This window comes from Lysobacter terrestris (assembly GCF_014489475.1).
GTDB lineage: Bacteria > Pseudomonadota > Gammaproteobacteria > Xanthomonadales > Xanthomonadaceae > Agrilutibacter > Agrilutibacter terrestris.
Map to the genome: position 1 here is coordinate 2,444,146 of NZ_CP060820.1, position 23,337 is coordinate 2,467,482.

A 23,337-nucleotide genomic window follows, 5' to 3' on the forward strand; every position below is an offset into this window, starting at 1 on the left:
GCAGGGCGCGGCGACCCGCGCTGGCCCGGACGCAGATCCCGGGAGATATCGGCCAGTCCGCTGCCCGTTGCATGACTTTTGGACGGCTCCGCTACAGCGGGTAGTGGTTAGCATGGGTTCATGCTTGCCCGACTCAACCATTCGCAGCTGCTGCGCTACGCCGGCCTGTTCACCTGGGCGGCGGTCGGCCTGTGGCTGCTGAACGTCTGGCTCGATCCCACCTTCGTCCCGCCCGAGCCCGACGAGGTGCTGAGCCTGCGCATCGTGCGCTGGCTCGCGGTGTACCTGGCCTTCGGCGTGGTGTTCTGGTGGATCACCCGGGCGCTGGGGCAGCGCCGGCCCGGCTCGGCCGACCATGCGCTGCTGCTGGTCCTCACCGCGTGCGCCATCGGCGTCAGCTACTTCTCCGGCACCGGCCTGGGCAGCATCCTGCTGATGGTGCTGGCGGGACTGCTGCCGTGGCTGCTGCGCCTGCCGGTAGGCGTGGCCTGGCTGATCGGCAGCAACCTCGCCACGGTGCCGGTGTTCGTCAACGCGCTCGACTTCCCGCCGATGATCGGGGTGCTGCAGTCGCTGCTGTACCTGGGCTTCTCCAGCTTCGTCTTCGTCACCGCGCTGGTCGCCCGCCAGCAGGCCGAGGCGCGCGAGGAGCAGCGCCGGCTCAACGCCGAGCTGCGCGCCACCCGCGCCCTGCTCGGCGAGAGCGTGCGCGTGAACGAGCGCACCCGCATCTCGCGCGAGCTGCACGACCTGCTCGGCCACCACCTGACCGCGTTGAGCCTGAACCTCGAGGTCGCCGGCCACCTCGCGCCGGAAGGCCGCGCACGCGAGCACGTGCAGCAGGCGCACACCCTGGCCAAGCTGCTGCTCACCGACGTGCGCGAAGCGGTGAGCCAACTGCGCGAGGGCGGGGCGATCGACCTGGCCTCGGCATTGCGGCCGCTGTCGGAGAACGTGCCCGCGCTCGACATCCACATGGACATCGAGGCGCCGCTGACCCTGGACGACCCGGAGCGCGCGCACGTGCTGCTGCGCTGCACGCAGGAAATCATCACCAATACCGTGCGCCACGCCAATGCGCACAACCTGTGGATCCACGTGCGCCGCGAGGGTTGCAACATCGTGGTCGATGCGCGCGACGACGGGCGCGGCGCCGACGCGCTGGTGGCCGGCAACGGCCTGCGCGGGATGCGCGAGCGGCTGGCCCAGTACGGCGGCGACCTGCGCATCGATACCCATCCCCGCCCCCACCCTGAAGCGGGATTCCGCCTGCGGCTGACGCTGCCGGCCTCGGCCACACTGGCCGCAAGCGAAGGAGCGATTGCATGAGTGAAAAGAACATCCGTGTGCTGCTGGTGGACGACCAGACCCTGGTGCGCCAGGGCGTGCGTTCCCTGCTGGCCCTGGCCGAAGGCATCGAAGTGGTCGCCGAAGCCAGCGACGGCAAGCAGGCCGTGGACGTGATTCCGCAGATCCGCCCGGACGTCGTGCTGATGGACATGCGCATGCCGGTGATGTCGGGCCTGGAGGCGTTGCAGGCGCTGGCGCGGACCAATGCGCTGCCGCCCACGATCATCCTGACCACCTTCGACGACGACCAGCTGGTGCTGGCCGGGCTGAAGGCGGGCGCCAAGGGCTACCTGCTCAAGGACGTGTCGCTGGAGCAGCTGGTCGGCGCGATCCAGACCGTCGCCGACGGCGGCTCGCTGGTGCAGCCGGCGATGACCCAGCGCCTGCTTTCGGGCCTGGAACACATGCGCAACGACTTCGTCAGCCTCGACCGCCCGGACCCGCTGACCGAGCGTGAGACCGAGATCCTGCGCCTGATGGCCGGCGGCTTCTCCAACAAGGAAATCGCCAATTCGCTCGGCGTGGCCGAGGGCACGATCAAGAACCACGTGTCCAACATTCTCTCCAAGCTCGGCGTGCGCGACCGTACGCGCGCGGTGCTCAAGGCGTTCGAGCTGCAGCTGGTGTAGTCGGGGGCCGGGAGGCGGGTTCGGCGATCCTGCGACCGGGCCGCCCCTCAGCTGTGCCTTCTCCTGCCAGCGGGAGAGGGGGAGTCGGTGCCATCCGGGCGCCGCGTCCGTCGCCGCAAGGCGGGGAAAGTGCATCGGGTTTGGTGCCCGTCGCTTTTGGGGTGACCGGCTTTGCGTTTTCATGGCGGCGGCCCGGGTTCGTGGCTTGGCCGTGGCTGTCCGCCAGCCCCGGTGCTGCCTTGCGGCCACCGGCTGGGTTACGATTGCCGACTTGCGCCCCGGCCGATTGCCGAGACCGGGCCCTGGAGAACCTGAATGACCCGCTTGCTCGAGATCCTGATTTCCCTGGCGATCGTCGCCGTGCTGTTCACCGTCGTCGGCTTCATCCTGCCGTCGAGCCGTCATCTGGAGCACTCGGTTGAGACCAACCGCAAGATGCCCATCGTGTTCGACACCTTGAACAGCGTGCGTCGCTTCAAGGACTGGAACCCCTCCGTCGCCGGCGATCCGAACATCAAGCTCAACCTGTCGGGTCCGGAATCGGGCGTCGGTGCCAAGATCAGCTGGGATTCGGAAGAGAAGGCGCTCGGCCAGGGCAGCTGGACGATCTCCAAGAGCGAGCCGGGCAAGCTGATCGCCTACGCGATCGAAGACGTCGACCGCGGCCACGACAAGAGTTCCGAGTTCACCTTCACCCCGACCGGCAAGGGCGGCCGCAACATCCAGATCACCCAGGCCTATGACGTCAACTACGGCATGAACCTGCTGGGCCGCTACTCGGGCCTGTACGTCACCAGCAACATCGGCGAGAAGATGAAGCTCGGCCTCGCCAGCCTCAGCAACATGCTGGCCACGATCCCGAACCTCGACTACACCGTGCTCGGCAAGGACGATCCGGCGCTGGCGCCGAAGCTGGCCGATCGCGCCGGCGAGAACCTGCTGGTGCTGAACGCCGCGGTGCCGCTGAACCAGATCACGATCCAGACCCAGATGAAGACCAACATAGAGTGGATCAAGAAGAACATCGCGGCCAACGGCCTCGAGGCGGTCGGTCCGGTGCGCATCATCACCAACGAATACGGCAGCTCGATCTACTCGTTCGACGTCGCGCAGCAGGTCCGCAAGGCCGGCACCGACGCGACGGTCAAGCTGGAAGGCCTGAAGCTCGCCAACAACGTCGAGCTGCTCTACAACGAGCCGGGCAAGACCGCCGTCGTTGCGTTCAAGGGCCACATGTCCAACCTGCAGAACGTGCGTGACGCCCTGCGCGCCTGGGCCATGACTCGCGGCTACGAAACCATCGATCGTCCGTACGAGGCCTGGAAGAACGGCATCGATCCGGGCTTCGCCCCGGGCCAGGAAGGCGAATATGACGTGGTGTGGGCGATCAAGTAAGTCCACTTCGCATCGCTGATCCAGCAGACGCCGCGCATTGCGCGGCGTTTTGCTTTCCGAAGCACGCTTTCCGGACCACGGGCACTACAAACGCGTTGCGCGTCGTTCTATGGTGCGCGCATGTACACCCCCGACCAACTTGCCCGCCGCCTGCGCGTGCTGGCCGCGCTGGGATCCCTGCTGGCGGCGCTCGCGGTCGCGCTGGGCGCCTATGCCGCGCATGCTGCCCAGGGTCCTGCACAGGCCGCGTTGTATACCGCCGCGATCGTCGCCTTCGGCCATGGCGTCGCGCTTGCAGCGCTCGCGCCACCGGCGCGGCTGCGGATCCAGTTCTTCGCGTTGTCCGGCCTGCTGCTCGGCACGCTGCTGTTTTCCGGCAGCCTGGTATCGCGCTACATGCTCGATCGAAGCCTGGGCCTGGCGCCGTTCGGCGGCAGCCTGCAGATCCTGTCCTGGCTGCTCTACGCAGTCGCATCCCTGAGGCGCTGACGATGCCGCGACACGGCCGTGGCTTCGATACCGAAGCCGCCTTCGAACACCTGTCCCGGCGCGACCGCAAGCTCGGCGCCTGGATGAAGAAGCTGGGGCCGATCGAACGCGATCCGCGTTGGCGCAAGTCCTTCGATCCCGCCGACGCACTGGCGCGCGCGATCCTCTACCAGCAGCTCAGCGGCAAGGCGGCGGCGACGATCGTCGGGCGCGTGGAAACCGCCATCGGCAGCGACCGGTTCCACTGCCACACGCTGGCGAAGATCGACGATGTCGGCCTGCGCGCCTGTGGCGTGTCCGGCAACAAGACCCTGGCGCTGCGCGACCTGGCCGCGCGCGAGCTCCGCGGCGAGATCCCCGATCTGCGCCGCATGAGCACGATGGACAACGACGCCATCATCGACGCGCTTACCCACATCCGCGGCATCGGCCGCTGGACGGTGGAGATGATGCTGATGTTCCGCCTCGGCCGCCCTGACGTGCTGCCTGTGGACGACCTGGGCGTGCGCAAGGGCGCGCAGGTCGTCGACAAGCGGGACGAGATGCTCAAGCCCAAGGAATTGTTGGAGCGCGGCGAACGCTGGGGCCCGTACCGGACCTACGCCAGCCTGTACCTGTGGCGCATCGCCGATGCAGGCACTGCGGTGAAGGAGCCGACCAAGCGGTCGCAGGAGTGAAGCTTCGACGCGTCGTTCGTCATCACGACGAAGGCCGGGATGACGCACTCTTCTGCTGACGAATCCCGGCGTGCTGTGGTGAGGCGCTTCGCCGGGCATGCTGCAGCGTGCCGTCCGTGGCACGACCACACCGGCTCCGGGTCGTCCTGCCTGGCCATCCATGGCCAGGCGCACGGCACCGCAGCCGTTGCCGATAGGGCATCGGCTAAGCGCGGTGCCATGCCCAATGCCACGGCTCGTAGACGATGCCGTGCGGGTTGTCGCGCGGATAACTCATGACGAAGCCGTACGCGGCGGCGTTGTCGCGCAGCCAGGCGAAGGCCGGGGTGCGTTCGAAGCTCTCTTCCGCCGGCGGTTCGTCGGGCGTGCCGATGTCGAGCGCGCGGCCGGAGTGGTGCTCGCTGTAACCGGGCGCGGCGTTGACGGTGAGGATGTCCTGCACGGTCTGCCCGCGGGCGAGCTTCCGTTCGAAGATGCCGAGCTGGTAGTCGTGGCTGCGGTAACCGGAGATCGCTTCCAGCACCACGCCGTCGTGCAGGGCCGCGGCGTGCAGCGAACGCCACGCGCGCGCGGCGGGTGACAGCAGCCACAGCGGGCGGCGGTAGCGATCGAAGCCGGCGAGGGTGAGCGCGGCGGGTTCGGCGACCAGCGGCAGGCCGCTGCGTTCGCCGTAACCGTCATCCAGGCCCAATGCATGCAGGCGATCCTGCAGGCGGTCCAGCGGCAGCTCGCCAATGGCGTCGATGCCGGATCGGTGCGGTTCGGCGAGGTGATCGAGCAGCACGAGTGCGGCTTCGATACCGTCCTCGCGGCGCAGGCGTGGCACCAGCGCGAGCAGTCCTTCGGGAAGATCGGCGGCCAGGTATTGGCCATCGCGCTTGCGTCGCAGCACATGCCGGGCGCGCGACAGTGCGCGGGCGTCGTGGTTGCTGCGCGCACGCAGCAGGCCTCCGGGCCAGATCTCGATCTCAGGCGTGTTCAGCAGCAGGTGCGAGGCGGTGCGCATCGCCGCAGGTTAGCCGCTGTAGGTTCGCGGCACCATGGCATTGAGCGCGGCGAGCAGCGCCTGTGGCTGTCGTACCGAAAGCAGCAGGTGTGGACCGCCGTGTTCAGGCAGCCACAGGACGCGCCGCCGGTCGGTCAGCAGGTAGAAGCCCTTGCCCCATTGCCGTGTACGGAACCAGCCCGTCTGGTAGTCGGGTAGCGAGGCGCCGAAGGTGCCGCGGCCGGGCAACAGTTCGGGACGCTCCTCGAGATCGAGGATGCGGGCGCGTTCGAGCTCCAGCCGCGAGGCTTTCACGCGACGCGTATGCATGCCGGCACGGATGACCAGCACGTCCGCTTCGAGCGTCACCGAGCGGCGTCGGGCCAGGCAGCAGAACAGCGCGATGATGGGCACCAGGCCGAGTGCGGCGGCCCACGCGACGGATTGCGCGCGCATGGCCTCGGGTATCACCGCGAGCAGCGCGATCGCCGCCAGGCCGGCGCCAATGCCGGCCGCCGCGATGGCAATCGCCTTTCCTGCGGGTGCGACGACTTCATACCGGCCCGTCGACAACGTACTTCGCATTGCGCTGCTCCCCGATGCCCCAAGGAGCCGATTGTGGCTTGCGTTACGGCGCCAACCGCTGGCAAAGCGCGGTTACCCGAGGCGTCGTCTCGTTGCGGTGACGACGGCCATCACAGTCGCAGGCCATCCGCCTAGCGGCGCGACTCGCGCCAGGCCGCCACCGACAGTCCACCCGTCAAGAGGGCGGCGACGCCGCTGGCCCACAGCGGCACGGCGTAGCCGTTGACGACGATGTCCCAGCCCAGAACCAGACGGGTGAGCTGCAGCAATGCGATCGCAGCGAGCAGCAGGCAGGCGAGGGACGTGAACGGTTTCATCGGGGACTTCTTGCGCACTTTTCGCGCGGTCGCGGCGCGACCAGCACGGTCAGGGGACTAGGTTGGCCGCCGCCCCCCTGTAGCGGAAGCGCTTGCTCATGGGGATTCGGTGTCCGTGTCTTCGTTGCCTTCCGCAGGACGGGGCAGCCGCCCCGCCTTGCGCAATGCGTCGCGCAGCACGTATTCGATCTGCGCGTTGAGGCTGCGCAGCTCGTCGTCGGCCCAGCGCTGCGCGGCGTTCAGCACGTCGGTGCTGATCCGCAACGGGTAGGCCTTCTTCTCTGCCACGCCGCAGGCCTCAGTACAGCGTGCCGGCGTTGACGATCGGTTGCGTGGCGCGCTCGCCGCACAGCACCACCAGCAGGTTGCTGACCATCTGCGCCTTGCGCTCTTCGTCCAGCTGCACGACGCCGTTCTTCTGCAGCTCGGCCAGGGCCATCTCGACCATGCCGACGGCGCCGGCGACGATGCGCGTGCGCGCCGCGATGATCGCGTTGGCCTGCTGGCGCTGCAGCATCGCCTGGGCGATTTCCGGCGCGTAGGCGAGGTGGCTGATGCGCGCGTCGATCACCTGCACGCCGGCGTCGGCCAGGCGTTCGGCCAGTTCATCCTTGAGGTGCTGGCTGATTTCGGCGGCGTGGCTGCGCAGGGCGATCTGGCCTTCCTCGTGCTGGTCGTAGGGATAGCTCGTCGCCATGGTTCGCAGCGCCGACTCGGTCTGGATGTGCACGAAGCTCTCGTAGTCGTCGACGTTGTAGACGGCCTCGGCGCTGTCGACGACCTGCCACACGATTACCGCGGCGATTTCGATCGGCGAGCCGTCGAGTTCGTTGACCTTGAGCTTGCCGCTCTCGAAGTTGCGCACGCGCAGGCTGACCTTCTTCTTCGCGTAGAAGGGGTTGCTCCAGCGCAGGCCGTTGTCCTTGACCGTGCCGACGTAGCGGCCGAACAGGCTCAGCACCGCGGCCTGGTTCGGTTCGACCATGTACAGGCCGACGAAGCCGAAGATGGTCAGCATGCCGAGCACGGCCGCGCCCACGATCATCGCCGCCGAATGCGCCGGGACGCCGGTGACGAACAGCCCGGCGGACAGCAGGGACGAGCCGATCAGGCCGAGCAGGGTCGGGATGCCGGGGAGGGACTGCATCGGGTTCTCTTTCATGTCGCGTTCTCCTTGAGTGCTGGTAAGTTGATATCAAATTGATATCAAGTCAAGGAGGGGCCGACCAGCGGTGCCCGCACCCGGCCGCGGGCCCGGGAGGAAACGCCGGGAGGAACGGACGAAGTCCGCCTAGGGCTCGATGCGATACAGCGGCGCCGGGATGAATTCGCCGGTCGCGTACAGCGCCTTGCCGTTGCTGGTCCAGCCCAGGGCCTCGGCCTGCGGGATCCACGGCAACTCGATCAGCCGAGGGGGCGTGGCCACTGCGGCGGCCCAGGACTGCCCGCTGCGACGCGGGTAGAGCAGCAGGTTGCGGTAGGTCAGCACGGCCAGCGTGCGGTCGTCGGGCGACACGTCGGCGCCGGTGACCTGGTTAAGGATGCGCGCCTGCTTCGGATTGGCGCGCAGCTGCGCGGCATCGGGTTGTGGGACGCCGGCGAGCCGGCCGACCAGCCGCGCCGTCTGCACGCCGCGTTGCGGGCGTAGCGGCAGCACGAACAGTTCCGGCGGCAGGCGCTTCTTGGAAATCAGCAGCACCTGGCCCGCGCGCTCGTCGACCGCCACCGCTTCGCAGTCGCGCGCGCCATCGGGCCAGCGGAACGCGATCGACCAGGCCGGCTTGATGCGCGCGTTCTGCAGCTGCGCGGGTTCCTCGATCGCGTGCAGCTGCAGGGTGCGGCGCAGCCCGCCGTTGTCGCCGGTATCGGCGATCAGCAGGTAATCGCGCCCGTCGAGGCGGAAGGCGGCCAGGTCTTCCCAGTCGGTCTTGGTCACGCCCTCGATGCGCAGCGTCGCGAGCCGGTCGCCCTTGTCGTTCACCGCGAACAGGCGCGCGGGATTGCCGCCGTCGTCGAGCAGCCACAGTGCGTTGCGATGCCGGCGCGACGCGGCCAGGCCGCTGATCTCGGCCAGTTGCGAATCGAGAAGCACGCCGGAAAGCGAACCGCCACGCGCCTCGTCCTGCGGCGCGGGCTTGCGCGAACAGCCGGCGATGCCGAGCAGGACGGGGACGAGCAGGGCGTGGGCTAGCAGAAGCGGGAGGCGGCCGGTGCGCGACATGGGTGGAAGCATCGCATGCGTTCCACGATCCGGTCACGGCAGGACGTGGCCGTTAAACTAGCGCTCCCCAATCTCCAGCGCCTCGCACGCCATGACCCAGCTCGGTACGCCGCTTTCCCCGCACGCATTCCGCGTGCTCCTGCTCGGCTCGGGCGAACTGGGCAAGGAAGTGGCGATCGAGCTGCAGCGCTTCGGCGTGGAAGTGATCGCCGCCGATCGCTACGCCGATGCGCCGGCGATGCAGGTCGCGCACCGCAGCCACGTGCTGGACATGCTCGACGGCGCCGCGATCCGCGCCCTGGTCGCGCAGGAGCGCCCGCACCTGATCGTGCCCGAGATCGAAGCCATCCATACCCAGACCCTGGTCGAACTGGAGCAGGAATTCGCCGAGCGCGGCACCGGCACGCGGGTCATTCCCACGGCGCGCGCGGCGCGCCTGACCATGGATCGCGAAGGCATCCGCCGCCTGGCCGCGGAAACGCTGGGCCTGCCGACCTCGCCCTACCGTTTCGTCGACACTCTCGAGGACTACCGCGCCGCGGTGCAGGCCATCGGCCTGCCGTGCGTGGTGAAGCCGGTGATGTCGTCCTCGGGCAAGGGCCAGTCGCTGGTGCGCAGCGAAGCCGACATCGACGCCGCGTGGGACTACGCCCAGACCGGTGGCCGTGCCGGGGCCGGGCGGGTGATCGTCGAGGGCTTCATCCGTTTCGATTACGAAATCACCCTGCTGACCGTGCGCCATCGCGACGGCACCAGCTTCTGCGATCCGATCGGCCACCTGCAGCGCGACGGCGACTACCGCGAGAGCTGGCAGCCGCAGCCGATGTCGGCGAAGGCGCTGGAACGCTCGCAGCAGATCGCCAGGGCGATCACCGACGACCTCGGCGGCTGGGGCGTGTTCGGGGTCGAATTGTTCGTGCAGGGCGACGAGGTGTGGTTCAGCGAGGTTTCGCCACGGCCGCATGACACCGGCCTGGTTACCCTCGTGTCGCAGGACCTGAGCGAGTTCGCCCTGCATGCGCGCGCCATCCTCGGCCTGCCGGTGCACGCCAGTAACGGCGGGGCGATCCGCCAGTACGGTGCGTCGGCGTCGTGCGCGGTGCTCGCGCACGGCTTTGGGGTGCCGGTGTTCGACGGCGTCGACGCCGCGCTGGCCCAGGCCGACACGCAGTTGCGCCTGTTCGGCAAGCCGCGCGTGGAAGGCCACCGCCGCGTGGCGGTCACCCTGGCGCTGGCAAGTGACGTCGAGCAGGCGCGCCAGCGGGCGCGCGACGCCGCCGACGTGCTGCGCGTCGAACTGCGCTGACCATCGGCGCGACACGAACCACGAACCGGAGCACGCCATGAACGACGCGAACGGATACTTCGTCTTCCTGCACCCGCAGGCGATCGAGGCGCTGGGTGCGCCGATCAAGCCCTACCTGCTGGGCGAAGGCGAAGGCCAGCACATCCTGTGCCGGGAAATCGACACCGGCGGCGCGCTGATCGAGATGACGCTGGCGGGGCAGACGCCCGACGGCAAGGTGGTGCAGATCGAACTGATGGTGCCCGGCTCGATGGTGCGCATGATCGTGTCGGCGCACGGCGGCGACGAGCAGTTCGGCTTCCAGCCGCGGTTCGGCGCCGCGCCGGCGCAGGCATTGCCGCCGGTGGGCCCCACCGGTGCGCCCGCCGAGGCGGCTCCGCAGTCGGTGCCGGCCGCGATCGACGCGCCGACGCAGACGCCGCCCAAGCCCTGACCGCGCGGCGCGCGCCGCGCATGGTTCCGCGCAGGCCGTTGTGCGGCCTGCCGCGACGCGGCTACAGCGCGCAGCCGTAGCCGGCGAGTTCTTCCTTCGCCACGTCGCGGGTGATGCCGCAGGCCTGCGGCAAGGTGGAGCGCTGCTGCGGGTCCGCGGCGGCTTCCTTCCACGTGGTGAACATCTGGTGCGCTTCGGCCGTCAGCGCCGCGCGCTTGTCGGCCGGCACCTTGTCCTGGATGCAGGTGTTGACCGCCGCGAGGTAGGCATCGCACTGGACGATGCCGATCACCGCGTCGGCCGGGCGCGTGGCATCGCGGGATTCGGCCTGCGAACACGCGGCCAGGACGAGGCTCAGTGCGACGGCCAGGAAAGGGATCGGGGTCTTCATGGAAGCGGCTCGCAGGCGATGATCGCTGCACGCGATCGATGGCCACGTACTTCACGGCGTGCGTGTTACCGCTTCATGAACACGATGTTGCAATGCCTAACGCGTCGCGAAATCCAGCTCGCGCCATTCGCGCCCGTCGAAGCCTTCCAGCGGACGGAACCGGCGCTTGTAGTCCATCTTGCCGTGCCCGGCGATCCAGTAGCCCAGGTACACGTGCGTGCGCCCGGTGCTGCGCGCCCACTCGATCTGCTTGAGGATCGCCAGCGTGCCCAGGCCGCGCGCGGCCAGCTCGGGTTCGTAGAAGGTGTAGACCGCGGAGACCGCCGACTCGACGACGTCGGTGACGGCAACCGCGAGCAGGCGGCCGCCGCCGTGATCGGCGTGCTCGCGCAATTCGATGAAGCGGCCTTCGCTCCAGCTACCGACCAGGAACTGGTCGAACTCCGTGGCGCCGTGGCCGTCCATGCCACCGCCGGCGTGGCGCGCGGCGAGGTAACGGCGGTACAGCGCGAGTTGCTCCTCGGTGCGCTCGGCGGGGCGCACGCGCATGTCCACGTCCGCGTTGTCCGCCAGGCAGCGGCGCTGGCTGCGGTCGGGACGGAAGCGCGCGACGGGCACGCGCACCGCGACGCAGGCGCGGCATTGCGCGCAATGCGGCCGGTAGACGATGTCGCCGGAGCGACGGAAGCCCCAGCCCAGCGCCAGCGGATACCACTGCTGCATGCGCGGATCGCGCGGGTCGAAGACGAGATCGCGGGCGACACGATCGGGCCAGTAGCCGCAGGCGTGCTCGGTGGTCTGGAACAGACGGAAATCGTCGGAGTACTGGCCGGGGTCGGTGCCCATGCGGGGAGCATAGCGCCGCCGCGGGCGAGGCGTTGCGAACGCGGCGGTGCGGCGATGGAGGTGAATGGGAGAGGGCGGGCAGGTGCAACAAGTCTCGTCTTCTGGCTGGCTGGCGCGGCCCTGCCCAACAAAAAAGCCCTGCGTTCGGCAGGGCTTTCGTTTGCCACTCGCGTCGGCTCAGGCCGTCGCGGGTTCCGCCTTCGGCGTACGCTCGCCGCCTTCGAAGCGCTTGCCCATGTCGCGGTTCACCGCGTCCAGGCCTTCGCCCTTGCCGGCGGCCTTGAGGTAGTGGTAACCGGCCAGCGCCGCCACCATCACGTCGCTGCCCAGCGCCATGTCGGTGTCGCGCACCTTCTCCACCAGTTGCACCAGGCGCGTGAGGCGCACGTTCAACGCATCGTGGTCGGCGAGGTCGCGGCCCATCTCGTCCAGGTCGAACACGCCCGGCAGCAGGTTGCGATTGCTGCGCATCGCGTCCAGGGCCTTGCGGCAGAACGCCTCCGAGCCGTCGCCCATCTTGGCGAGGCGGCGACGCTGCCCGGTGCCCTGCAACGCGACCAGCACCGGTCCCAGGCTCGACTCCAACGCGGTGAGCGCGTCGTCGACGCCCTGCCACTGCGTGGCATCGAAATGGACCGAAGCGAGGTTCTGACTCATATCCGTTACTCCTTGTCGTTGTGTGTTGTCCAATGCCCACCTTCTTGGCGGGCGAGGGCAGGGTACACGACGGCCGGAGGCACGAGGCAGGGGTCTCGCGGCATCAGTAGCTACCCGCAGAGGCATCGCGCCATGCCCGTGAGGGACGACGCGATGCCTCGGGAGGTATCGCGCGATACCCCGGCCGCGTTCCGGGAACCCTCGCGCGCCATGCATCCATGCCTGCCGAGGGTTGGGGAATCCCGCGCAGGGGTTGCCGTAACCCTCGGCAGGCATGCCCCCATGTGTCGCGACGTGTCCCGCGGATGCGCGCGAGGTATGGCGGCATATGCCGGAGGGTTGCGGCAACCCGCGCGAGACATGGCGGCATGTCTGCGGAGGTGTCGATGGATAACTCGCGACGTATGCAGTCATGTGCTGCGACCCTCGGCGGAACGCGCGCGAGGTATGCGGCGATACCGGCTGCGTGGCTGCACGGCTACTTCCGACCCTGAGCGGACGTCCAAGGGCATCGAATTTTCCGCGCTGGCCCATCTCAGGTGCGATTCCGCCGGATCGGACGATTTCCGCCGTCTTCGTACCCAAACTGCGAGCCTTCACGGGTTCGAGGGTTCGAGATGTCGCGTTGGCTTCCCAAGGCAGTGCGCTGGTCGGCGGGTTTGTGCTTCACCTTGCTGTGCGCGGCGGTGGCGATATACGCCTTCACCTTCCTGTTCGATGCCCTCAAGCCGGAGCCGGGCAATCCCCTGCATGCCCGGTTCGCGATCTCTGGGCTGGATGTGCCGGCGCATTTCTTCGGCGGCGGGCTCGCCCTGCTGCTGGCGCCTTTGCAGATGAGCGAGTGGGTCCGGCGGCGGATCCCGCGCCTGCATCGGCTGAGCGGCGGTTTGTACGCGGGCGGGGTGCTGATCGCCGGGCTCGCAGGCTTGTCGCTGGCACGGCATGCGCAGGGCGGTGTGGCGACCGGCGCGGGCTTCGCCTTGCTCGCGCTGGCGTGGCTGACGACCACCGGCATCGGCATCCGCCATGCCATCGCCGGCGATCTGGCCCGGCATCGGCGCTGGATGTGGCGCAGCATCGCCCTCACTGCGTCGGCGGTGACACTGCGGCTGATCCTTGGTGTGGGCCTCGGCGCATTGCACCTGCCTTTCCCGCCGGTCTATTTGCTGGCGGCATGGGGCAGCTGGACGTTCAACCTGACCGTCTGCGAGTTGCTGCTGAGATCGTCGCGGCGTCGCGTGCAGGTGCCCGCGACGCAGGCGCTTTCAGGCGCTCGCTGACGCGGATGCCGCGTGACGCTTGCGATAGGCGCTGGGAGTTTCGCCCAGTTGTCGCTTGAACGCAGCGTTGAAGGTCGATTTGGAGGTGAAGCCGCAGGCGTATGCGATGTCGAGGATGGTGCGCGCATCACCAGAATCGGCCAGGCAGGTGCGCGCCGCCTCGATCCGCTGGCGGTTGATGTACTCCCAGAAATTCCCTTCGAAGCGCCGGTTGATCACCGCCGACACCAGGTACTCCGGGTAACCGCTGCGCTTGGCCAACTGACCGATGGTCAACGCGGGTTCGCGATACAACTGCTGCTGTGCCATCAACTGCGAAAGGCGCGTCTCGACGGCGGGAAAGCGCGGGTCATCGCTGCTGGGCGTGTCGACGACTTCATCGGGTGCCTGCTCGGGCGTCGGCTCGGCGATCACCGCCATCTGGCTGAGGCTGAGATAGCCGACCACGAATACCCAAACGCTGACCGCGCCATAGATCAGCGGGTAGTCGATATGCGGGATCCTGACCAGCCATTGCGTGGTCGCAATGCACCAGATGACGATCTGCGACACCGCCATCGCATCGATCCAGTGCAGCGACATGCGATCCGCATCCGAACGCCGCCGCAGCAAGTTGCGACGATAGCGACGCACATGAACCAACCCGGCGATCACGTAAGACAGGCTGTAGGCGAACAATGCGAAATCCAGTCGCGGCGATTGAGGTTCCGGATCGCCCGCGATCAAGCGTGCGAATAGGGCTTCGGTCTGCGTGCGGTCCTGCAGGAAGAACCCGACATGCATGGCCAGCACGATGGCGAAACCGACCAGGTGCAGCGCATCGCGCCAACCGAACGCGCGCGCTTCGGTCAGCGTGCGCACGTAGACGTAGAACAGGCTTCCGTACAGGAACGGGAACAGGCTGACGAAACGGAACGGCTTGAGCAGCCCGGCCGTTGGCGCGTAGAAGTACATCGCTTTCACCGCCAAGTCGATGCCGATCATCGCGATCCACGCGGCGAGCACGCGGTTCGCCTCGACATTGACCGGCCGTCGCCACAGGGCCACCGCCAGCAGTGCTGCCTGCGCGGCGCCGATGGCGAAAACGATACTCCATGAGTCCATGTTGGAAGCCGATCGGTGATGGGACGCGCGCGGAATTTTAGCCGCAGGCTCCATCCCGTAGGTGCGGCGCCAAGGGTACAAGTCCACTAGCGTACGGTCGGTGCATGTCCGCTTTTGGCCGATTTCTGCCATTGACGAAAACGAAAACGGGCGCCTCGGCGCCCGTCCTCATTGATGCCGTTGCGCCGGTCGCGCCGGGCGCATCCTCTACTCGCCCATGCCGAAGGAAGCGACGTGGCGCAGGACCTTGGTCACCTGCCACGCGCCGCCGACGCGCTTCACTTCCAGCGTCTTGTAATGCGCGAACTGGCCATGGTGGAACGCTTCGAACTCGACCGTGCCGGTGTCCGCGCCGGTCGGCTTGAAGTTGCGCACGGTCACCAGCAGCGCCGGCTGGCCGGTCGCGGCCTGGTAGCTGCCGCGCTCCGGATCGAATTCGCGCACGCATTGCGACATCGGCACGACCTGGTTCGACGGCTGCTTCATCGCGGCGATCACCGCACCGGAGGCGTCGGCATCGTCGATCGACAGGCACAGCACGAACTTGGCGGTGGCGACTTCCTTGGCGAAGACCGCCAGGGCCAGCGATTGCGGCGTGCCGCCCGCGCGCGCGGGCTGGTCGGAAACGACGGGGGCGGCGGGCGCCGTGTTGGCGGCTTGGCGTGGCGCATGACAGCCGCGCAGCATCGCCAGCACGATCACCAGCACGATGCCGCCCAGCAGGATCAGCTTGAAACGGAAGGTGCGCTGCTGCGCCGGCGATTTTGCCGCCGCCGCTTCCTCGGCCATGCGGAAGCTCGGCGGCAGGAAACTGTCGGTGGCGCGGGTGGATTCGAGCAGCCCGTTGTCGCGCAGGATGTCGCGCGCGCGGCTGTGGTCCTCGGAATGCACCACCCACACTGCCGGCTTGGCCGTCGACTGATCGCTGTAGCTGGCGCGGCTGCGCATCGCGCCCTTGTACGAGCGGCCGTTGGTGATGCGCACCTGGATGCCGGCCTCGCGCAGGAGCTTGGCGACGGCCTCGACGTTCTCCAGGCGCAGGCTGCTGAATACCTGGCGCATTACTTCGCCTTGCCCGCGTGGCCGGGCTTTTCCTCATCCGCCGGAACCACCCGGATCAGGCCTTCCTGCGCGGTGCTGGCCACCAGGCGGCCTTCGCGGTCGTAGATCATGCCGCGCGCCAGTCCGCGCGAGGACTGCGCGCTGGGGCTGTCGATCGAATACAGCAGCCAGTCGTCGGCGCGGAAGGAGCGGTGAAACCACATCGCGTGGTCGAGCGAGGCCATCTGCACGTTCGGCTGGTAGTAGCTGATGCCGTGCGGGAAGGTCGCGGTGCCCAGCAGGTGGAAGTCGGAGCAGTACGCGAGCAGGGCGCGGTGCAGCTCGGGCGCATCGCCGACCTTCTCCGAAAGGCGGAACCACACGTGCTGGTAGGGCGGGCGCTTGGGCGGGTTGAGTTCGTCGCGCGGATACACGTGGCGGAACTCGAACGGCCCCTGCCGCGACACCCAGCGCTGCACCTTGGTCGGCAGCGTGGCGAGGATCTCCGGCGCCAGCGCCGGCGCGGGATCGATGTCCTCGGGCTTGGGCACTTCCGGCATCGACAGCTGGTGCTCGGCGCTGTCCTCGTCCTTCTGGAACGAGGCGGCGAGGAACAGGATCGGTTGGCCGTGCTGGATCGCGGTCACCCGGCGCACCGAGAAGCTGCCGCCGTCGCGAGTGCGGTCGACCATGTAGACGATCGGCGCCTCGATGTCGCCCGCGCGCAGGAAGTAGCCGTGCAACGAATGTGCGTTGCGCGGCGCGCTGGCACTGTCCATCGTCGCCTGCGCGGCGGACAGCGCCTGGCCGAGCACCTGGCCGCCGAACACGTACTTGGTGCCGATGTCGCGGCTCTGGCCGCGGAACAGGTTGTCCTCCAGGCGTTCGAGCGAGAGCAGTTCGATGAGCTCGGAAACGGGGGAGGTCATGGGGTCGGGGGCCTGCGGAGCGGGGCGGCAAGTATATCGGGCGGGCCCAAAGCCCCTGCCGGAGTGATCGTTTCAATGCGTCGGGCGGGCCTCGGCCCGCCGCGGGGATTGCGGGAAGTCCGACGGCGGGCCGGGGCCCGCCCTACGGGATCAGCCGTTCCAGCGGCACCGAATCGAGCACGTGGCGCCAGGGGAACAACGGCCCCGGATCGAGCTTGCGCGCGACTTCCACCGCCGGATCGTCCGCGGCGGCCTGCAGCGAGGTGTCGAGGTCCTCGTGGCCGGCGACCTGCCGCAGCGACGGCACTTCCGCCTGCAACCTGTGCAGCAGGGCGATCAGCGCGGCGATCTGCGCGTCGGTGTAGGGCTCGTCCATCGCCTGGTGGCGCGAGTCGTGCCAGTGCGGGTAGCGGCCGGTATTGACCAGTTCGATGCCGATGGCGCGCGCGTTGTAGCCGCGCACGTGGTGGGCGACGCGCTGCAGCGACACGTACTGGACCACGCCGCCGTCGCGGTCGATGTAGTAGTGGCCGCTGTTGCCGGTGCCCGAGGCGTACAGCTCGCGCTCGCCGAATTCCCGGGCCATGGCCAGGTCGGGCAGCTCGGTGCAATGGATCACCACCAGGTCGATCTGCGCCAGCGGCCGCGCGTCGAGCTTGGCCTCGTAGGGCAGCAGGTCGACGGTGATCGGCAGCGGCGGCAGGTCGGGCAACATGCGCCGGATGCTAGCATTCGCCTCCGATCCACTCGCTCCGACGGGGGCTCCATGACCTTGCCGCCGTCGGATTCCGAACTGGGCAGGCTGATGGCGACCCTGCCGCGCGCCGGCCGGGTGGAGTGGATCGGACTGCGGCCTGCGCGCGGGCAGGCGATGCAGGAAGTGGCGCAGGCCGAAGCCGTGACCGGCATCGGCCTGCTCGGTGACCGCTACGCCGGTGGCAGCGGCAAGCGCGGCGTGACCCTGATCCAGGCCGAACACCTGCCGGTGATCGCGGCGCTGTCGGGCCATGCGTCGGTGCTGCCGGCGCTGCTGCGGCGGAACGTCGTGGTTTCGGGCCTGCCGCTGATCGCACTCAAGGAGCGGCGCTTCCGCATCGGCGACGTCGTCCTGGAAGGCACGGACGAATGCGATCCGTGCTCGAACATGGAGCAGGCGCTGGGTCCCGGCGGCTTCAATGCGATGCGCGGCCACGGCGGCCTGTGCGCGCGGATCGTCGCCGGCGGCGTGCTGCGCCTGGGCGATGCCGTGACCGTGCTGGCCTGACCGGAATCCCGGTCGCTCTCTTTTTTCGCGCGTGCCCCGCTGCATGCGCCGCTTATGGATCACACGTAACCCATGCCCGGACATTGCATTCTCTGCCACGGCTTCGAAAGCGGGCCCGACGCCACCAAGGTGACGGCGCTCGCCGACGTCGCGCAGCGCCTGGGCTGGACCCATGAGCGTCCCGACTTCACCGACCTCGATGCGAAGCGCGAGGTCAGCGAACTCGGCGACGTGCCCGCGCGCGTCGAGCGCCTGCTCGCGCTCGCCCGCGAGGCGGCCGCGCGCGGACCGCTGGTGCTGGCCGGATCGAGCCTTGGGGCGTGGATTTCCGGCAAGGTCTCGATGCAGGTGCCGGTGCGGGGCCTGTTCCTGATGGCGCCGCCGATCGTGCTCGATCCCGCGTATCCGCTCGAAGCCGCGCGCGTGCCGACCAGCATCGTCCATGGCTGGGACGACGAACTCATCCCGGCGGCGCAGGTCATGCAATGGGCGCACTCGCGCCGCGACCGCCTGCTGATGGTTGACGACACGCACCGGCTGTCGGCGCACGTCGAGGCCAGCGCCATCGCCTTCGGCGAGTTCCTGGAGGCGCTATGAAGTTTTTTGCAAGCTGCGGCAAGGGGCTGGAGTACCTGCTGGCCGACGAACTGGTCGCGCTGGGTTGCGCGCGCGCGACCGCGACGATCGCCGGCGCCAATGTCGAAGGCTCGCTGCTCGACGCGCAGCGCGCGGTGCTGTGGTCGCGCCTGGCCAGCCGGGTGCTGTGGCCGCTGGCCGAATTCGATTGCCCCAACGAACTCGCGCTGTACGAAGGCGTGGCCGCGGTCGACTGGCCGGCGCACCTCGATGCCGGCCATACGCTCGCGGTCGACGCGCATGTATCGGGCGATGCGATCACCCATGCACGCTACGCCGCGCAGCGCGTGAAGGACGCCGTGGTCGACGTGATGCGCGCGCGCACCGGCGCGCGCCCTGACGTCGACGTCGAAGCACCGGACCTGCGCCTCAACCTGGTGGTGCGCAAGGGCCGCGCGGTGCTGTCGGTGGACCTCGGCGGCGGCCCGCTGCATCGCCGCGGCTGGCGCCGGGTGCAGGGCGACGCACCGTTGAAGGAAAACCTCGCCGCCGCCGTGCTGCTGCGCGGCAGCTGGCCACGCATGCACGCCGACGGCGGCGCGCTGCTCGATCCGATGTGCGGCAGCGGCACGCTGGTGATCGAGGCGGCGCTGATGGCCGCCGACGTCGCCCCGGGCCTGCAGCGCGAAGGCGGCCTGCGGCCCACGCGCTGGCGCGGCTTCGACCACGAGGCCTGGTCGCAACTGCTCACCGAAGCGCTGGAACGCGAAGCCAAGGGGCGCGCGGCGCTGCGCCCGGTGTTCCGCGGCAGCGACATCGACCCGCACGCGATCCGTGCTGCGCGCGAGAACGCCGAATCGGCGGGAGTCGCCGAGGCCATCGAGTGGAAGGTCGAGGACGTGCGCCAACTCGGCGTTGGCAACGCGCAGGAATGGGCCGCCCGCGGGCTGGTCGCCTGCAACCCGCCGTACGACGCGCGCCTGGCGGCCGATCCGGCGCTGTATCGCGGGCTGGGCGATGCGCTCAAGCGCACCGTCCCGGAATGGCGCGCCAGCCTGCTCTGCGGCGATGCAGAGTTGGCCTTCGCCACCGGCCTGCGCGCGGCGAAGAAGTACCAGCTGTTCAACGGTGCGATCGAGTGCACGCTGATCGTCGCCGATCCGATCGCCCCGCCGCAGCGCGAACGTTCCGGGGAGCCGCAGGCGTTGTCGGAAGGCGCGCAGATGGTCGCCAACCGCCTGCGCAAGAACCTGCGCAAGCTGAAGTCCTGGCGCGAGCGCGAAGGCGTGCATTGCTTCCGCGCCTACGACGCGGATCTGCCCGAATACGCCGCGGCCATCGACGTCTACGAGACCGACGAAGCGGTGCCGCGCACCCTCCTGCACGTGCAGGAATACGCTGCGCCCGCCGAAATCCCGCAGGACGTGCAGCGTCGCCGCCTCAATGAAACCCTGGCCGCCGCGCGCGACGTGTTCGGCGTGCCGCGCGAGCAGATCGCGCTGAAGACCCGTTCCCGCGGCAAGGGCGGCAGCAAGTACGGCCAGTTCGACACGCGCGGCGAGTTCGTCGTCGTGCGCGAGGGCCGCGCCCGCCTGCGCGTGAACCTGTTCGACTACCTCGACACCGGCCTGTTCCTCGACCACCGACCGATGCGCCTGCGCATCGCCGACGAGGCGCAGGACGCGCGCTTCCTCAACCTCTTCGCCTATACCGGCGCGGCCACCGTGCATGCCGCCCTCGGCGGGGCGCGGCAGACGACCACCGTCGACCTGTCCGGCACCTACCTGCAGTGGTGCTCCGACAACCTGCGCGAGAACGGCATCGGCGGCGCGAAGCACCGGCTGGTGCAGGCCGATGTCATGGAATGGCTGTCCCACGACGAGGGCGAGTACGACCTGGTCTTCTGCGATCCGCCCACGTTCTCCAATTCCAAGCGCGCCGACGACTTCGACGTGCAGGCCGCGCACGTCGACCTGCTGCGCGCCGCGGTGGCGCGGCTGTCGCGCGAGGGCGCGCTGTATTTCTCCAACAACTTCCGCCGCTTCCGCCTCGACGAGGCCGCTGTGGCGCAGTTCGCGCATTGCGTGGAGATCAGCCGCGAGACCATCCCGCTTGATTTCGAGCGCGATGCCCGCATCCATCGTTGCTGGAAGCTGACCCGCCGGTAGGGCCTGTGAATGCTTATGGCATATGTCGCGTTGCTCCTCAGTGGTCGCCAGGTGGTGTTGCGCAGCGCAGCGCCTTGCTGCCTGCAAGGTCAAGCTGTGCGGCGCCGCATGGCGGCCACTGAGGGGCAACCCGAAGGGCCGGGCCTGTCGCACGGCCGTCAGCGCGCCTGTGCGCGCGGTTCGACACACCCGCTCTTCCTTGCGCCACACGACCTCAGGCCCGGCGCGGCATATGCCATAAGCGTTCACAGGCCCTGCGCATGAAACGCCCGCGCCCCGGGGTCCTCACGTTCTTCTGGCAATGGCTGAAGAACCCGCTGCGCACGGCGGCGCTGGTGCCGTCCAGCTCCGAGCTGGCCTACGCGATGATCGCCGAACTGCCCGACGACACGCAGCGGGTGATCGAGCTGGGCGGCGGCACGGGCGCGATCACCCGCGAACTGCTGGCCGCGGGCATCCACGCCTCGCAGCTGCTGGTGCTGGAGCTCAACGAGGAGCTGCATGCCCACCTGCACGCGCGCTTCCCCGGCGTGCACGTCGTGCTCGGCGATGCGCGTTCGCTGCCCGAACTCGCGTCCGGTTGCGGGTTCCTGGACGAAGGGCTCGCCGACGCGGTGGTGTCCGGACTCGGCCTGCTGACGATGCCGCCGACGCTGCAACGCGACATCCTCGCCGCGGCACTGGCATGCCTGCGCGCCGACGGGGTCTTCATCCAGTTCACCTACGGCCCGGCGGCGCCGCTGGCCGATTCGGTGGTGAAGCAGCTGGGCCTGAAGGTGCACCGCGGCGACTTCGTCCTGCGCAACGTGCCGCCGGCGACCGTGTACGTGTATTCGCGCCACGCCGCCGCCGCGGCGCATTGAAGCCAAGGCCGGAACGCTCCTTCGCCGCGGCATTCCTTCGGCTCGCGGGCCCGCGACGCCATCCTCGTGGGCAGCCCACAGGAGCGCATTCCCATGAACACCCTGGCCCCCAGCCGTTATGCCCGCGCCGTCCGCACGCTGCGCGGTGAAGCCACCTCCGATGGCGCTGGCGTGCGCCTGACCCGCGTGATCGGCGGGCCGGCGCTGCCGGACCTGGATCCGTTCCTGCTGCTCGACGAGTTCGGCACCGACCGGCCGGAGGACTACATCGCCGGCTTTCCGGAGCATCCGCACCGCGGTTTCGAAACCGTCACCTACATGCTCGACGGGCGCATGCGCCATCGCGACAACCATGGCAACGAAGGCCTGCTGACGCCGGGCGCGGTGCAGTGGATGACCGCCGGCCGCGGCCTGGTGCATTCGGAAATGCCCGAGCAGCAGGAAGGCCGCATGCGCGGCTTCCAGCTGTGGGTGAACCTGCCGGCGAAAGACAAGATGACGCAGCCGCGTTACCAGGAATTTCCCGCTGGAGAAATGCCGGTCGTGCAGCCGGGCGCCGGTGTCGCGGTCAAGGTAATCGCCGGCGATGTCGACGGCGTGCGCGGGCCGATCTCGCAGCCGGCGACCGATCCGCTGTACCTGGACATCGCGCTGGACGCCGGGCAAGGCTGGGAATACACCCTGCCCGAAGGACACAACGCCTTCGCGTACGTGTTCGAGGGCGAGGCCACGGTCGGCGATGGCGAGGATGCGCGCCGGCTGGACACGCACGAGATGGCCGTGCTCGGCGGCGGCGCCGTGTTCAAGGTCACCGCAGCCGGCAAGGACGCGCGCCTGATCCTCGTCGCCGGGCGCCCGCTGCGCGAACCGGTGGCGCGCTACGGTCCGTTCGTGATGAACAACAAGCAGGAGCTGATGCAGGCGTTCGTGGACTTCCAGGAAGGCCGCTTCTAGCAGGATCGTTCTAGCAGGTTCGTTCTACAGGATCGTTCTAGCGCGACCACGCACCGTCCCCCGTTGCGGGGGACGGTGCGCACGCGTCACTCGCGATCGAGCATGCGGTGCAGGAAGCCGCCCAGCAGCCCGCCCAGCAGCGGTGCCAGCCAGAATAGCCACAGCTGCGAGATCGCCGCGGGGCCGGCGAACAACGCCACGCCGGTGGAGCGGGCCGGGTTCACCGAGGTGTTGGTGACCGGAATGCTGATCAGGTGGATCAGGGTCAGGGCGAGGCCGATCGCGAGCGGGGCGAAACCCGCCGGCGCGCGCGGCCCGGTGACGCCGAGGATCACCACGAGGAACATCGCGGTCATCACCACCTCGCACAGGAATGCGGCGGTCACGCCGTAGCCGCCCGGCGACAGCGCGCCGTAACCGTTGCTCGCGAACGCGCCCGCGGCCTTGGCATCCATGGCGAAGCTGGCGGTGCCGCTGGCGATCTGCAGCAGGATGAAGCCGGCGAGGATCGCGCCCGCGACCTGGGCGACGACGTACGGCAGCAGGTCGCGCGCGGCGAAGCGGCCGCCTGCCCACAGGCCCAGGCTCACCGCCGGATTGAAGTGGCCACCGGAGATGTGGCCCAGCGCGTAGGCGCCGGTCAGTACGGTGAGGCCGAAGGCGAGCGCCACGCCGAGCAGGCCGATCCCGAGCGGGTTGCCCTCGCCACCGAAATTCGCCGCCAGCACCGCACTGCCGCAACCGCCCAGCACCAGCCAGAACGTGCCGACGAACTCGGCACCCAATCGCTTCATCATGAGCCTGCTCCCCAACGGCCCGGGATGGGCCGCATGCCGGCCGATCCTACGCCGCTCCGGGGCCGCAGAAACAAAACGGC

The 23,337-nt window shown here is 68.9% G+C and carries 27 protein-coding genes; 13 read left to right on the forward strand and 14 right to left on the reverse strand.

Annotated elements, in window-relative coordinates; genetic code table 11:
- Nucleotides 1-120: 120 nt before the first annotated feature.
- The 5 genes from H8B22_RS11370 (at nucleotide 121) to H8B22_RS11390 (ending at nucleotide 4,540) form a co-directional block, all read left to right on the forward strand.
- The gene (locus H8B22_RS11370) at nucleotides 121-1,329 is read left to right on the forward strand and encodes a sensor histidine kinase (RefSeq protein ID WP_187711531.1); all 1,209 of its coding nucleotides are present in this window, start codon (nucleotides 121-123) and stop codon (nucleotides 1,327-1,329) included.
- On the forward strand, nucleotides 1,326-1,979 hold the full coding sequence (locus H8B22_RS11375) for a response regulator (protein WP_187711532.1): 654 nt from the start codon (nucleotides 1,326-1,328) through the stop codon (nucleotides 1,977-1,979). The genes H8B22_RS11370 and H8B22_RS11375 overlap by 4 nt, the downstream gene beginning before the upstream one ends.
- Before the next feature lie 315 nt (nucleotides 1,980-2,294).
- Entirely contained in the window at nucleotides 2,295-3,374 is a 1,080-nt protein-coding gene (locus tag H8B22_RS11380) for an SRPBCC family protein (protein ID WP_187711533.1), read from the forward strand.
- A gap of 120 nt (nucleotides 3,375-3,494) precedes the next feature.
- Nucleotides 3,495-3,863 carry a DUF423 domain-containing protein gene (locus H8B22_RS11385; protein WP_187711534.1) on the forward strand — a complete coding sequence of 123 codons (369 nt, stop codon included), beginning with the start codon at nucleotides 3,495-3,497 and terminating at the stop codon, nucleotides 3,861-3,863.
- Between the two features lie 2 nt (nucleotides 3,864-3,865).
- The gene (locus H8B22_RS11390) at nucleotides 3,866-4,540 is read left to right on the forward strand and encodes a DNA-3-methyladenine glycosylase family protein (protein ID WP_187711535.1); all 675 of its coding nucleotides are present in this window, start codon (nucleotides 3,866-3,868) and stop codon (nucleotides 4,538-4,540) included.
- Nucleotides 4,541-4,745: 205 nt separating this feature from the next.
- Here the strand turns inward: H8B22_RS11390 and H8B22_RS11395 are convergent, their stop codons facing one another.
- From H8B22_RS11395 to H8B22_RS11420, 6 genes are all read right to left on the reverse strand, one after another.
- A complete protein-coding gene (locus H8B22_RS11395) occupies nucleotides 4,746-5,546 on the reverse strand; it encodes a M15 family metallopeptidase (protein ID WP_187711536.1) in 801 nt (266 codons plus the stop codon).
- A gap of 9 nt (nucleotides 5,547-5,555) precedes the next feature.
- Nucleotides 5,556-6,110, reverse strand: coding sequence for a hypothetical protein (locus H8B22_RS11400; protein WP_187711537.1), 555 nt, complete (start codon nucleotides 6,108-6,110; stop codon nucleotides 5,556-5,558).
- Between the two features lie 131 nt (nucleotides 6,111-6,241).
- Nucleotides 6,242-6,427, reverse strand: coding sequence for a hypothetical protein (locus H8B22_RS11405; RefSeq protein ID WP_187711538.1), 186 nt, complete (start codon nucleotides 6,425-6,427; stop codon nucleotides 6,242-6,244).
- A gap of 96 nt (nucleotides 6,428-6,523) precedes the next feature.
- A complete protein-coding gene (locus tag H8B22_RS11410) occupies nucleotides 6,524-6,715 on the reverse strand; it encodes an Arc family DNA binding domain-containing protein (RefSeq protein ID WP_187711539.1) in 192 nt (63 codons plus the stop codon).
- 10 nt (nucleotides 6,716-6,725) lie between these two features.
- Complete coding sequence (locus H8B22_RS11415) at nucleotides 6,726-7,589, reverse strand: SPFH domain-containing protein (RefSeq protein WP_187711540.1); 864 nt, start codon at nucleotides 7,587-7,589, stop codon at nucleotides 6,726-6,728.
- Nucleotides 7,590-7,718: 129 nt separating this feature from the next.
- Nucleotides 7,719-8,660 (reverse strand): hypothetical protein, encoded by a 942-nt coding sequence (locus H8B22_RS11420; protein WP_187711541.1) that lies wholly within the window; start codon nucleotides 8,658-8,660, stop codon nucleotides 7,719-7,721.
- Nucleotides 8,661-8,739: 79 nt separating this feature from the next.
- On the opposite strand from H8B22_RS11420, the gene purT reads away from it, so the two are divergent.
- Together purT and H8B22_RS11430 are read left to right on the forward strand one after the other, a co-directional pair.
- Nucleotides 8,740-9,954: a formate-dependent phosphoribosylglycinamide formyltransferase gene (purT, locus tag H8B22_RS11425; protein ID WP_187711542.1), complete on the forward strand. Its 1,215-nt coding sequence runs from the start codon at nucleotides 8,740-8,742 to the stop codon at nucleotides 9,952-9,954.
- 37 nt (nucleotides 9,955-9,991) lie between these two features.
- The gene (locus H8B22_RS11430; RefSeq protein ID WP_187711543.1) at nucleotides 9,992-10,387 is read left to right on the forward strand and encodes a hypothetical protein; all 396 of its coding nucleotides are present in this window, start codon (nucleotides 9,992-9,994) and stop codon (nucleotides 10,385-10,387) included.
- A 61-nt stretch (nucleotides 10,388-10,448) separates the two neighbouring features.
- Here H8B22_RS11430 and H8B22_RS11435 read toward each other — a convergent pair whose 3' ends face one another.
- The 3 genes from H8B22_RS11435 to H8B22_RS11445 form a co-directional block, all read right to left on the reverse strand.
- Nucleotides 10,449-10,778 (reverse strand): hypothetical protein, encoded by a 330-nt coding sequence (locus H8B22_RS11435; protein ID WP_187711544.1) that lies wholly within the window; start codon nucleotides 10,776-10,778, stop codon nucleotides 10,449-10,451.
- A gap of 96 nt (nucleotides 10,779-10,874) precedes the next feature.
- Nucleotides 10,875-11,624, reverse strand: a complete 750-nt coding sequence (locus H8B22_RS11440) for an arginyltransferase (protein WP_187711545.1) — start codon at nucleotides 11,622-11,624, stop codon at nucleotides 10,875-10,877.
- Nucleotides 11,625-11,801: 177 nt separating this feature from the next.
- On the reverse strand, nucleotides 11,802-12,281 hold the full coding sequence (locus tag H8B22_RS11445; RefSeq protein ID WP_187711546.1) for a hypothetical protein: 480 nt from the start codon (nucleotides 12,279-12,281) through the stop codon (nucleotides 11,802-11,804).
- 617 nt (nucleotides 12,282-12,898) lie between these two features.
- Here H8B22_RS11445 and H8B22_RS11450 point away from each other — a divergent pair.
- Complete coding sequence (locus H8B22_RS11450) at nucleotides 12,899-13,561, forward strand: DUF2306 domain-containing protein (protein ID WP_187711547.1); 663 nt, start codon at nucleotides 12,899-12,901, stop codon at nucleotides 13,559-13,561.
- On the opposite strand, the gene H8B22_RS11455 is transcribed toward H8B22_RS11450, so the two are convergent.
- The 4 genes from H8B22_RS11455 to H8B22_RS11470 form a co-directional block, all read right to left on the reverse strand.
- Nucleotides 13,547-14,746, reverse strand: a complete 1,200-nt coding sequence (locus H8B22_RS11455) for a helix-turn-helix domain-containing protein (RefSeq protein ID WP_225876191.1) — start codon at nucleotides 14,744-14,746, stop codon at nucleotides 13,547-13,549. The genes H8B22_RS11450 and H8B22_RS11455 overlap by 15 nt on opposite strands.
- Before the next feature lie 126 nt (nucleotides 14,747-14,872).
- The gene (locus H8B22_RS11460) at nucleotides 14,873-15,727 is read right to left on the reverse strand and encodes a hypothetical protein (protein ID WP_187711548.1); all 855 of its coding nucleotides are present in this window, start codon (nucleotides 15,725-15,727) and stop codon (nucleotides 14,873-14,875) included.
- Nucleotides 15,727-16,635: an acyl-CoA thioesterase II gene (gene tesB, locus H8B22_RS11465; RefSeq protein WP_187711549.1), complete on the reverse strand. Its 909-nt coding sequence runs from the start codon at nucleotides 16,633-16,635 to the stop codon at nucleotides 15,727-15,729. Before tesB ends, H8B22_RS11460 begins: the two co-directional genes overlap by 1 nt.
- A gap of 142 nt (nucleotides 16,636-16,777) precedes the next feature.
- On the reverse strand, nucleotides 16,778-17,350 hold the full coding sequence (locus tag H8B22_RS11470; protein WP_187711550.1) for an N-acetylmuramoyl-L-alanine amidase: 573 nt from the start codon (nucleotides 17,348-17,350) through the stop codon (nucleotides 16,778-16,780).
- Nucleotides 17,351-17,401: 51 nt separating this feature from the next.
- Between H8B22_RS11470 and H8B22_RS11475 the strand changes: the two genes are divergently transcribed.
- From H8B22_RS11475 to H8B22_RS11495, 5 genes are all read left to right on the forward strand, one after another.
- The gene (locus H8B22_RS11475) at nucleotides 17,402-17,899 is read left to right on the forward strand and encodes an MOSC domain-containing protein (RefSeq protein WP_187711551.1); all 498 of its coding nucleotides are present in this window, start codon (nucleotides 17,402-17,404) and stop codon (nucleotides 17,897-17,899) included.
- Nucleotides 17,900-17,971: 72 nt separating this feature from the next.
- On the forward strand, nucleotides 17,972-18,496 hold the full coding sequence (locus H8B22_RS11480) for a hypothetical protein (RefSeq protein ID WP_187711552.1): 525 nt from the start codon (nucleotides 17,972-17,974) through the stop codon (nucleotides 18,494-18,496).
- Nucleotides 18,493-20,643, forward strand: coding sequence for a bifunctional 23S rRNA (guanine(2069)-N(7))-methyltransferase RlmK/23S rRNA (guanine(2445)-N(2))-methyltransferase RlmL (gene rlmKL / locus H8B22_RS11485; RefSeq protein ID WP_187711553.1), 2,151 nt, complete (start codon nucleotides 18,493-18,495; stop codon nucleotides 20,641-20,643). Before H8B22_RS11480 ends, rlmKL begins: the two co-directional genes overlap by 4 nt.
- Nucleotides 20,644-20,903: 260 nt before the next feature.
- Nucleotides 20,904-21,506 carry a class I SAM-dependent methyltransferase gene (locus H8B22_RS11490; RefSeq protein WP_187711554.1) on the forward strand — a complete coding sequence of 201 codons (603 nt, stop codon included), beginning with the start codon at nucleotides 20,904-20,906 and terminating at the stop codon, nucleotides 21,504-21,506.
- Nucleotides 21,507-21,599: 93 nt separating this feature from the next.
- Nucleotides 21,600-22,460, forward strand: a complete 861-nt coding sequence (locus tag H8B22_RS11495) for a pirin family protein (RefSeq protein WP_187711555.1) — start codon at nucleotides 21,600-21,602, stop codon at nucleotides 22,458-22,460.
- An 86-nt stretch (nucleotides 22,461-22,546) separates the two neighbouring features.
- Here the strand turns inward: H8B22_RS11495 and aqpZ are convergent, their stop codons facing one another.
- Nucleotides 22,547-23,257, reverse strand: coding sequence for an aquaporin Z (gene aqpZ / locus H8B22_RS11500; RefSeq protein WP_187711556.1), 711 nt, complete (start codon nucleotides 23,255-23,257; stop codon nucleotides 22,547-22,549).
- Nucleotides 23,258-23,337 lie beyond the last annotated feature (80 nt).

Bases quoted from the DNA above. Each gene is read 5' to 3' on its own strand.
- H8B22_RS11370 (WP_187711531.1), top strand. From the start codon at position 121: ATGCTTGCCCGACTCAACCATTCGCAGCTGCTGCGCTACGCCGGCCTG.
- H8B22_RS11375 (WP_187711532.1), top strand. From the start codon at position 1,326: ATGAGTGAAAAGAACATCCGTGTGCTGCTGGTGGACGACCAGACCCTG.
- H8B22_RS11380 (WP_187711533.1), top strand. From the start codon at position 2,295: ATGACCCGCTTGCTCGAGATCCTGATTTCCCTGGCGATCGTCGCCGTG.
- H8B22_RS11385 (WP_187711534.1), top strand. From the start codon at position 3,495: ATGTACACCCCCGACCAACTTGCCCGCCGCCTGCGCGTGCTGGCCGCG.
- H8B22_RS11390 (WP_187711535.1), top strand. From the start codon at position 3,866: ATGCCGCGACACGGCCGTGGCTTCGATACCGAAGCCGCCTTCGAACAC.
- H8B22_RS11395 (WP_187711536.1), bottom strand. From the start codon at position 5,546: ATGCGCACCGCCTCGCACCTGCTGCTGAACACGCCTGAGATCGAGATC.
- H8B22_RS11400 (WP_187711537.1), bottom strand. From the start codon at position 6,110: ATGCGAAGTACGTTGTCGACGGGCCGGTATGAAGTCGTCGCACCCGCA.
- H8B22_RS11405 (WP_187711538.1), bottom strand. From the start codon at position 6,427: ATGAAACCGTTCACGTCCCTCGCCTGCCTGCTGCTCGCTGCGATCGCA.
- H8B22_RS11415 (WP_187711540.1), bottom strand. From the start codon at position 7,589: ATGAAAGAGAACCCGATGCAGTCCCTCCCCGGCATCCCGACCCTGCTC.
- H8B22_RS11420 (WP_187711541.1), bottom strand. From the start codon at position 8,660: ATGCTTCCACCCATGTCGCGCACCGGCCGCCTCCCGCTTCTGCTAGCC.
- purT (WP_187711542.1), top strand. From the start codon at position 8,740: ATGACCCAGCTCGGTACGCCGCTTTCCCCGCACGCATTCCGCGTGCTC.
- H8B22_RS11430 (WP_187711543.1), top strand. From the start codon at position 9,992: ATGAACGACGCGAACGGATACTTCGTCTTCCTGCACCCGCAGGCGATC.
- H8B22_RS11435 (WP_187711544.1), bottom strand. From the start codon at position 10,778: ATGAAGACCCCGATCCCTTTCCTGGCCGTCGCACTGAGCCTCGTCCTG.
- H8B22_RS11440 (WP_187711545.1), bottom strand. From the start codon at position 11,624: ATGGGCACCGACCCCGGCCAGTACTCCGACGATTTCCGTCTGTTCCAG.
- H8B22_RS11445 (WP_187711546.1), bottom strand. From the start codon at position 12,281: ATGAGTCAGAACCTCGCTTCGGTCCATTTCGATGCCACGCAGTGGCAG.
- H8B22_RS11450 (WP_187711547.1), top strand. From the start codon at position 12,899: ATGTCGCGTTGGCTTCCCAAGGCAGTGCGCTGGTCGGCGGGTTTGTGC.
- H8B22_RS11460 (WP_187711548.1), bottom strand. From the start codon at position 15,727: ATGCGCCAGGTATTCAGCAGCCTGCGCCTGGAGAACGTCGAGGCCGTC.
- tesB (WP_187711549.1), bottom strand. From the start codon at position 16,635: ATGACCTCCCCCGTTTCCGAGCTCATCGAACTGCTCTCGCTCGAACGC.
- H8B22_RS11470 (WP_187711550.1), bottom strand. From the start codon at position 17,350: ATGTTGCCCGACCTGCCGCCGCTGCCGATCACCGTCGACCTGCTGCCC.
- H8B22_RS11475 (WP_187711551.1), top strand. From the start codon at position 17,402: ATGACCTTGCCGCCGTCGGATTCCGAACTGGGCAGGCTGATGGCGACC.
- H8B22_RS11480 (WP_187711552.1), top strand. From the start codon at position 17,972: ATGCCCGGACATTGCATTCTCTGCCACGGCTTCGAAAGCGGGCCCGAC.
- rlmKL (WP_187711553.1), top strand. From the start codon at position 18,493: ATGAAGTTTTTTGCAAGCTGCGGCAAGGGGCTGGAGTACCTGCTGGCC.
- H8B22_RS11490 (WP_187711554.1), top strand. From the start codon at position 20,904: ATGAAACGCCCGCGCCCCGGGGTCCTCACGTTCTTCTGGCAATGGCTG.
- H8B22_RS11495 (WP_187711555.1), top strand. From the start codon at position 21,600: ATGAACACCCTGGCCCCCAGCCGTTATGCCCGCGCCGTCCGCACGCTG.
- aqpZ (WP_187711556.1), bottom strand. From the start codon at position 23,257: ATGATGAAGCGATTGGGTGCCGAGTTCGTCGGCACGTTCTGGCTGGTG.